General features: G+C 40.1%; 6 protein-coding genes. 2 read left to right on the top strand and 4 right to left on the bottom strand.

Features of this window, described 5'->3' with window-relative positions:
- Window positions 1-26: 26 nt before the first annotated feature.
- Window positions 27-185 carry a hypothetical protein gene (locus tag PLE33_00390; protein ID HPS59704.1) on the bottom strand — a complete coding sequence of 53 codons (159 nt, stop codon included), beginning with the start codon at window positions 183-185 and terminating at the stop codon, window positions 27-29.
- 21 nt (window positions 186-206) lie between these two features.
- On the opposite strand from PLE33_00390, the gene PLE33_00385 reads away from it, so the two are divergent.
- Window positions 207-1748 carry a nucleotide sugar dehydrogenase gene (locus PLE33_00385; protein HPS59703.1) on the top strand — a complete coding sequence of 514 codons (1542 nt, stop codon included), beginning with the start codon at window positions 207-209 and terminating at the stop codon, window positions 1746-1748.
- Window positions 1749-1982: 234 nt separating this feature from the next.
- Window positions 1983-4436: an FAD-dependent oxidoreductase gene (locus tag PLE33_00380; GenBank protein ID HPS59702.1), complete on the top strand. Its 2454-nt coding sequence runs from the start codon at window positions 1983-1985 to the stop codon at window positions 4434-4436.
- 252 nt (window positions 4437-4688) lie between these two features.
- Here the strand turns inward: PLE33_00380 and PLE33_00375 are convergent, their stop codons facing one another.
- From PLE33_00375 to tsaE, 3 genes are all read right to left on the bottom strand, one after another.
- Window positions 4689-5261 (bottom strand): ABC transporter substrate-binding protein, encoded by a 573-nt coding sequence (locus PLE33_00375; GenBank protein HPS59701.1) that lies wholly within the window; start codon window positions 5259-5261, stop codon window positions 4689-4691.
- 105 nt (window positions 5262-5366) lie between these two features.
- Window positions 5367-6149 carry an SIMPL domain-containing protein gene (locus PLE33_00370; protein HPS59700.1) on the bottom strand — a complete coding sequence of 261 codons (783 nt, stop codon included), beginning with the start codon at window positions 6147-6149 and terminating at the stop codon, window positions 5367-5369.
- Between the two features lie 9 nt (window positions 6150-6158).
- Window positions 6159-6596, bottom strand: a complete 438-nt coding sequence (gene tsaE / locus PLE33_00365; GenBank protein ID HPS59699.1) for a tRNA (adenosine(37)-N6)-threonylcarbamoyltransferase complex ATPase subunit type 1 TsaE — start codon at window positions 6594-6596, stop codon at window positions 6159-6161.
- Window positions 6597-6696: the final 100 nt, after the last annotated feature.

Here is a 6696-nt window from a genome sequence, read left to right as displayed (position 1 = left end):
AAAAAGCGTAAAAACCGATTTAAAAATTAAGTGGTAAAATGAGAAAGACCGGATGTCGTTTTTCCTGAAATACTGGCATCCCTGCCAACCATTAAACGACAGGATGTCGTTTTTCCTGAAATGCTGACATCCGGGTCAACCAGTAAACGACAGGATGTCGTTTTTCCGTTATCAATACTACACAAAGCTAAAGGAGATAATAAAATATGTTAAAAGTTTCAATTGCCCCGGATGGTAAAGAGTATCCTCTTCCAAGTGAAGAAGAGAGAGAAAAAGAACAGGAAATATTAAAACAAATAACTGCCGAACAAATAGCTTTAGGGCGTAAAATTGTGGCTGTTCAGGGTTTAGGTTTTGTAGGTTGTGTGATGGCTACTGTTGTTGCGGATGCTACAGATGAAGATGGAAAGCCGCTTTATTTTGTGCATGGTCATCAACGTGCTTCGCAAAGATCGTATTGGAAAGTTCCTGTAATTAATAGTGGCATTCCGCCTGTAAATTCCTCCGATCCTGAGGTTCCGGCAATTTTTCATCGTACCGTAAAGGAAAAAGGTAATTTCCGTGCTACCAGTGACGAAAGTGTTTATGGTCTGGTAGATATTGTAGTCGTAGATATTCAGCTGGATGCTACAAAGCCGGCTTTTGGAGATGCGGAACAGGGTTATTGTGATATAACAGCTTTCCGGGAAGGCATTCGGACTTTAGGCAAATACATTCAGCCCGAATGTTTGGTTTTAGTAGAAACAACCGTTCCTCCGGGAACCTGTGAAAAGGTTGTTAAGCCAATTCTGGAAGAGGAATTTACTAAGCGGGGTATAGATATTGAAAAGAACCCTCCCCTAATTGCTCATTCTTATGAAAGAGTTATGCCCGGAGCTCATTATGTAGCTTCTATTCGTGATTTTTGGCGTGTTTTTTCCGGGGTGAATCCTAAAAGCATAGAGCTTTGCCGGGAATTTCTTTCCCATATTTTAGATGTAAAAAACTATCCTTTAACCCAATTAGATAGCACAAATGCCAGCGAACTTGCCAAAACAATGGAAAATTCATATCGTGCTGTAAATATTGCCTTCACTTTGGAGTGGGCTAAATTTGCAGAACAGATTGGAGTGGATATATTTAAAGTGCGTGATGCCATTCGGAAAAGAAAAGGAACTCATGACAATTTGTTGCGTCCTTCTTTAGGAGTTGGTGGTTACTGTTTAACTAAAGACCCCGTTTTAGCTAATTGGGCAATGAAATCCCTTTTTGGTGTAGATGGAAGTTTGAATTTTGCTATTAAAGCTGTTAATACTAATGATACAATGCCTCTACATACAATTGAAATCGTTAAAAGTATTTATCCGGAACTGAAAAACCTGCAAATAGCCGTTTTGGGGGTATCCTATCTGGAAGATGTTGGCGATACAAGGCACTCTCCTTCTAAGACCTTAGTGGAATTTTTGCGCAAAGACCTTGCCCAGGTTAAAACCCACGATCCTTATGTAGAAGCTTGGCCTGAAATGGAAGAAAACCATATACAAAACGATCTGAATAATGTTCTACCCGAGTCCGATGTGGTTATTTTTGCTGTAGGACACAGTCAATACCGAAAACTTGATCCTGAATATGTTGTTAATTTATGCAATACCAAACCCTTGATCGTGGATTGCTCCAATTTCCTTTCTGATGAAACCATTAAAATCTACAAAGAATTGGGATGCCAAGTTCGGGGTGTGGGAAAAGGACATATTATAAGTGATAAATGAGGGTGAACGGTGAACGGTGAACGGTGAACGGTGAACGGTGAAAAGTGAAAGGTGAAGGGTGAAAAGTGAATGGAGAATGGAGAATGGAGAATGGAGAATGGAGAATGGAGAATTGAGAATGGAGAATGGAGAATTGAGAATGGAGAATGGAGAATTATAAAATCTGTGAAATCTGTGCTATCTGTGAGAGGTATTTTTGGTGCTTTCGGTGGCTAAAAATAAAGGAGGCAAAAAATGATTTTGACGGATGCCCAATTATTCAGTGAAATAAGTCGTTGTGAATATTGTGAGAACAAGCCCTGTAAAAATGCCTGTCCCTGTGATTGTTCTCCTGCCGATTTTATGATGGCAGCTGCTAAAGGCAGACCTTCCGATTTTAAGCGTGCTGCGGGAATAATTTTAGCCAGCAATCCTTTAGGTGGAATTTGCGGAAATGTATGTCCCGATGACCATTGTGTAAATGCCTGTGCGCGTGAAAAATTTGACACTCCAATTCAAATTCCTGCCGTTCAGGCAACGATAATTCGTAAAGCCAGGCAGTTGAAGATGGTGCCTGAATTTGCTTCCCCTCTTTCTTTAAATAAAAAAATTGCTATTATCGGGGCAGGACCTTCTGCCATTGGAGCTGCCGTAACTTTAACCCAATTTGGTTATCAGCCGCTGCTGTTTGATCCTGAACCCTTAGGAGGTCAGGTAAATTTAATTCCGGAAGAGCGTTTGGAAACAATTGACTTGCTGGAAGACCTGAAATTCCTGGCAGAAACATTCAAAATAGAACATATCCGGAAAAAAATAGATGAACCGCAGAATTTATTGGATGAAGGTTTTGAGGCAGTGATTGTTGCCGGGGGCTTAAATGAAGCTATGCATTTAAATATTCCCGGTGATGAAACAGCAATTTACGGTTTTGACATTCTAAAAAACCCTTCCCGATACAATTTTACCGATAAACGCGTTGCTCTTGTAGGAGGAGCAATAGCTGCCGATATGGCATTGCTAATTGCCAAAAATAACGCTGCTTATGTAGAAATGATAACCCTGGAAAATTTTGTGGAAATGCCCTTAACGGAACCGGAAAAAGCAACTTTGATTGAAGCGGGAATTGAATTTTCACCACGCACCAGAATAACGGAAATAGTTAATGAAGGCAAACATATTAAAGGAATTAAGACGAAAAAGGTCTATCTTCCCAAGGGAGAAAAGTTTGCCCCGAATTTGCTTAGGGACGAAGAAGGAACCACAGAATCCTTTCGTCCTTTTGATTTGGTTATTATTGCTATCGGAAACAAACCTCCTTTTGCTGTTAATAAACTAAAGACCCTTTCAGACCGTCTTTTCTGCTGTGGAGATATGATAAACGGACCAACTACAGTGGTTGAAGCAGTTGCCTCAGGTAAAAATACTGCTTTATTAGTGCATTCCCGTTTAGGCAAACAAGATATTGCAGAACCTGAAAAAGCAACTAAGTGCTGTTTTCCTGTTTGGGGTTGGAAAAAATATCCTGTTTCACTGCAGACCGATTTCTTTGGCAGAAAAATGGATTCCCCTTTTATTCTTTCAGCCGCTCCCCCTTCCGATGGCTATGAACAAATGAAAAAAGCATATCTTGCCGGCTGGAGCGGGGGAATTATGAAAACGGCTTTTGATAATGAAGATATTCATATTCCAGGTGAATATATGTTCACCTTTGGGGATAAGAAAAAGACCTTTGCCAATTGTGATAATGTTTCCGAGCATCCTTTGGAGAGGGTTTGTGAAGAAATAGCTCTGTTAATAAAGGACTTTCCCGATCGCTTAACGATGGCTTCAACAGGCGGTCCCGTTACCGGTGATGATATTAATGATAAAAAGTGCTGGCAAGCCAATACTTTAAAGCTGGAACAAGCAGGTGCGATGGGAATTGAATACAGTTTATCCTGTCCTCAAGGTGGAGATGGAACAAAAGGTGATATTGTAGCTCAAGACCCTGTTTTAACTGCTAAGATAATTGATTGGGTGATGGAAATCAGCAATCCGGAAATTCCTAAACTTTTTAAACTAACCGGTGCGGTAACTGCTATCTATCCAATTCTTTCTGCAGTTAAAAGAGTTTTGGATAAATACCCCGCAAAAAAAGCCGGAATAACTTTGGCGAATACATTCCCGGCTTTGGCTTTCAGGGAAAAAGAAAAACCCTGGGACGAAGGAATAATAGTTGGCTTAAGCGGTGAAGGCATTTTACCTATCAGTTATTTAAATTTAGCCCGTGCTGGAAAAAGCGGAATTTTCATCTCCGGAAACGGAGGTGCAATGAACTATCTGGATGCAGCAAACTTTTTAGCTTTAGGCGCCAAAAATGTTCAATTCTGCACAATTGTGGAAAAATACGGTTACGGCATTATAGATGAATTGAAAATGGGACTTTCTTACCTTTTGGAAGCAAAGGGCTTAACAAGTGTAGCCGAACTTATTGGAAAAGCACAGCCAAAACCTATTACGGACTTTCCGAACTTACCTAAGAAAACCAAAAGCTCTTCTCTCATCCAGGAATTGTGCCTAAAATGCGGAAATTGCACTCGCTGCCCTTATCAGGCAATTGAATTAGATGCAGATGGCTATCCTGAAATTGATTCGGATAAATGTGTTGGATGCTCGTTGTGTACTCAATTGTGCTTTGCCGGAGCGTTGGAAATGAAGGGTGAACAGTGAAGGGTGAACGGTGAACAGTGAAAGGTGAAAGGTGAACGGTGAAGGGTGAAGGGTGAAAGGTGAAGGGTTTTTTTAGTGCATATATTCTTTGATGATGTTTTCCAGTTCCCCGCTATCTTTTAATTCCTTCATTGCCTTATTAATCCTTACATTTATTTCCTTGCCCAATTGCATAGCGAACCCATATTGTTCGTTGGTCTGAATGGTATAGACAACTTTTATTTCTCCCTGTTCAGAAATAGTTTTAGCTACTCATTCGTCAAAGACCATCAGGTCTATCTTGTTATTCAGCAGCTCTCCCAAAGTTTCTATCACTGTAGGGTAGAGTTTTAGTTTTTCTTTCGGCAGCAGGTCTTTTTCTACTAAATTCTCAGTTAAATATTGGTGACTGGTGGTAGTATTTTGGCAGCCGACACGGTATTTTCCCATATCCTCAATGTTTGCAATTTGCACAGGAGAACCTGCTTTGGCAACTACGGCAAGGTCTGTTTCAAAATAGGGAATTGTAAAATCCATTGTCTGTTTGCGTTTGGGAGTGATGGTTATAGCGGAAGCAGCAATATCAATTTTATTCTGTGCCAAGGCAGAAAACAAGTCCTCAAAAGGGTAGCGGGTAACTTGTAACTGAATACCCAATTTATCTGCAATCCGTTTACATATTTCTATATCAATGCCTTTAATATCGTTCCCTTCCTGATAAGTGAAAGGCGGATCTTCTGCATCGGTTCCCACGCGTAGAATTTTCTTCTGTTGCGAAGAACAAGCAAAAGCGCAGACAATGATCAATGCTAAACCCAAGGGTAGAAATAACCATTTAAATTTCATCTTTACACCTGATCACGGATTATCTTATAAAGAAATACTAAGCTATTTCACTCCCTTCGCAAGTCAATTTGCGTGAAAATTTGAACATTCTTTGTGGAAATATTTCTACTGGAGCTTAAAAATAGCGGTTAAAGTTACGGAAATGCTTTTACTGCGTGTGCTTGTATTGTATATACCATAATCTGAAACTTCGGTAGAATAGGGCTCGGTAATTTGAAAGACACCTGCTCGTGCCTCTCTTAATTTGCCAAGCTTGGTATTTCCGCTACCGGCAATTTCATGAGCCCGCGCAACAGCATCTTTAGTTGCTTCGGAAAGAAGCTGTTTTTTCAAATCTGGCAGCTTAGTATAGAGGTATGCCAGGTTGGAATTTTGCAGTAAAATACCTCGTTCCGCAAAGAAATCGGGTTTTAAAGCCAGGGTCTCTATTTTAGGGATATCAGAAGAGACCACAAAGACATTTTGATTTAAGGTATAACCGGTGTGATTACCATAGTTATCTGTTGTCTGATAGCTATTTATGGGCTGGATGCTGATATCCTTTTCTGGAATACCCTGCTCCGTTAAATATTTTTGGAAAGCGGTTACATCGCTGCTCATTTTGGTGTAGCCCTCTTTTAAGCTATCATTACTAACATTGCGTTGCATTGTGAGGTTCCATTTTACCAAGTCAGATTCAAAGAGTTTACTGGCATAACCAACTACGCGTAAACTGGTTGGAGCTTGCCTGCTTTGCATAAAAAAGTAGCCGAAAACAGTTAAACCGATAATAAAGGACAATCCAACTATTCCCCAGGTGCGGGCAATAACTTTATCCTTAGTAAATATCAGCCAGACAATACCTGCCGCAATAGCTATGCAGATAATTACAAGTAGTGCTGTAATCATTTTTTCTCCTTAAACGAAATACTTAGAGTGTTCACTATCGGGAATAATATCTACCCAACGTTTTTCCCCGTCAAAGTGAAATTGCAGTTTGCAGGTTTGATAGGGAAGAATGTCTTTTGCCAATGAGGGCCATTCAATAACTGTGATCCCTTTATCCAGAATATCAAATAACCCCAAGTCATATAACTCAGCTTCGTTTTTCAGCCGATACAGGTCTAAATGATACAAGGGGAGGCGTCCACCGGAGTATTCTTTCATTAAAACGAAGGAGGGACTATCAATTTCTTCCTTGATGCCAAGTGCCAAACCAAGCTGTTTTACAAAGAAGGTTTTTCCGCTGCCAAGATCGCCAAAAAGAGTTATAATGTCACCCTTTTTTAAGAGAGGAGCAAGGTAATTGGCAAGGTTTATGGTATCCTGCTCAGTAGATAAGTTTATAGTTTTCATAGTGAACCAAGAGAAAAGCTCTTCTTTATTATATCATCTTCCCTGTAAAGTATTACAGGAATAGATGAGGACATCGTTTCTCCGATTATTTTCTCTTTTC

It is taken from the genome of Candidatus Cloacimonas sp., from assembly GCA_035403355.1.
Taxonomy (GTDB): Bacteria; Cloacimonadota; Cloacimonadia; order Cloacimonadales; family Cloacimonadaceae; genus Cloacimonas.
Note: the sequence above shows the minus strand (reverse complement) of the source record. Positions and strands in the feature narration are given on the sequence as shown.

Excerpts from the sequence above, each read along its gene's own strand:
- PLE33_00385 (HPS59703.1), top strand. The coding sequence starts at position 207 with ATGTTAAAAGTTTCAATTGCCCCGGATGGTAAAGAGTATCCTCTTCCA.
- PLE33_00380 (HPS59702.1), top strand. The coding sequence starts at position 1,983 with ATGATTTTGACGGATGCCCAATTATTCAGTGAAATAAGTCGTTGTGAA.
- PLE33_00375 (HPS59701.1), bottom strand. The coding sequence starts at position 5,261 with ATGAAATTTAAATGGTTATTTCTACCCTTGGGTTTAGCATTGATCATT.
- PLE33_00370 (HPS59700.1), bottom strand. The coding sequence starts at position 6,149 with ATGATTACAGCACTACTTGTAATTATCTGCATAGCTATTGCGGCAGGT.
- tsaE (HPS59699.1), bottom strand. The coding sequence starts at position 6,596 with ATGAAAACTATAAACTTATCTACTGAGCAGGATACCATAAACCTTGCC.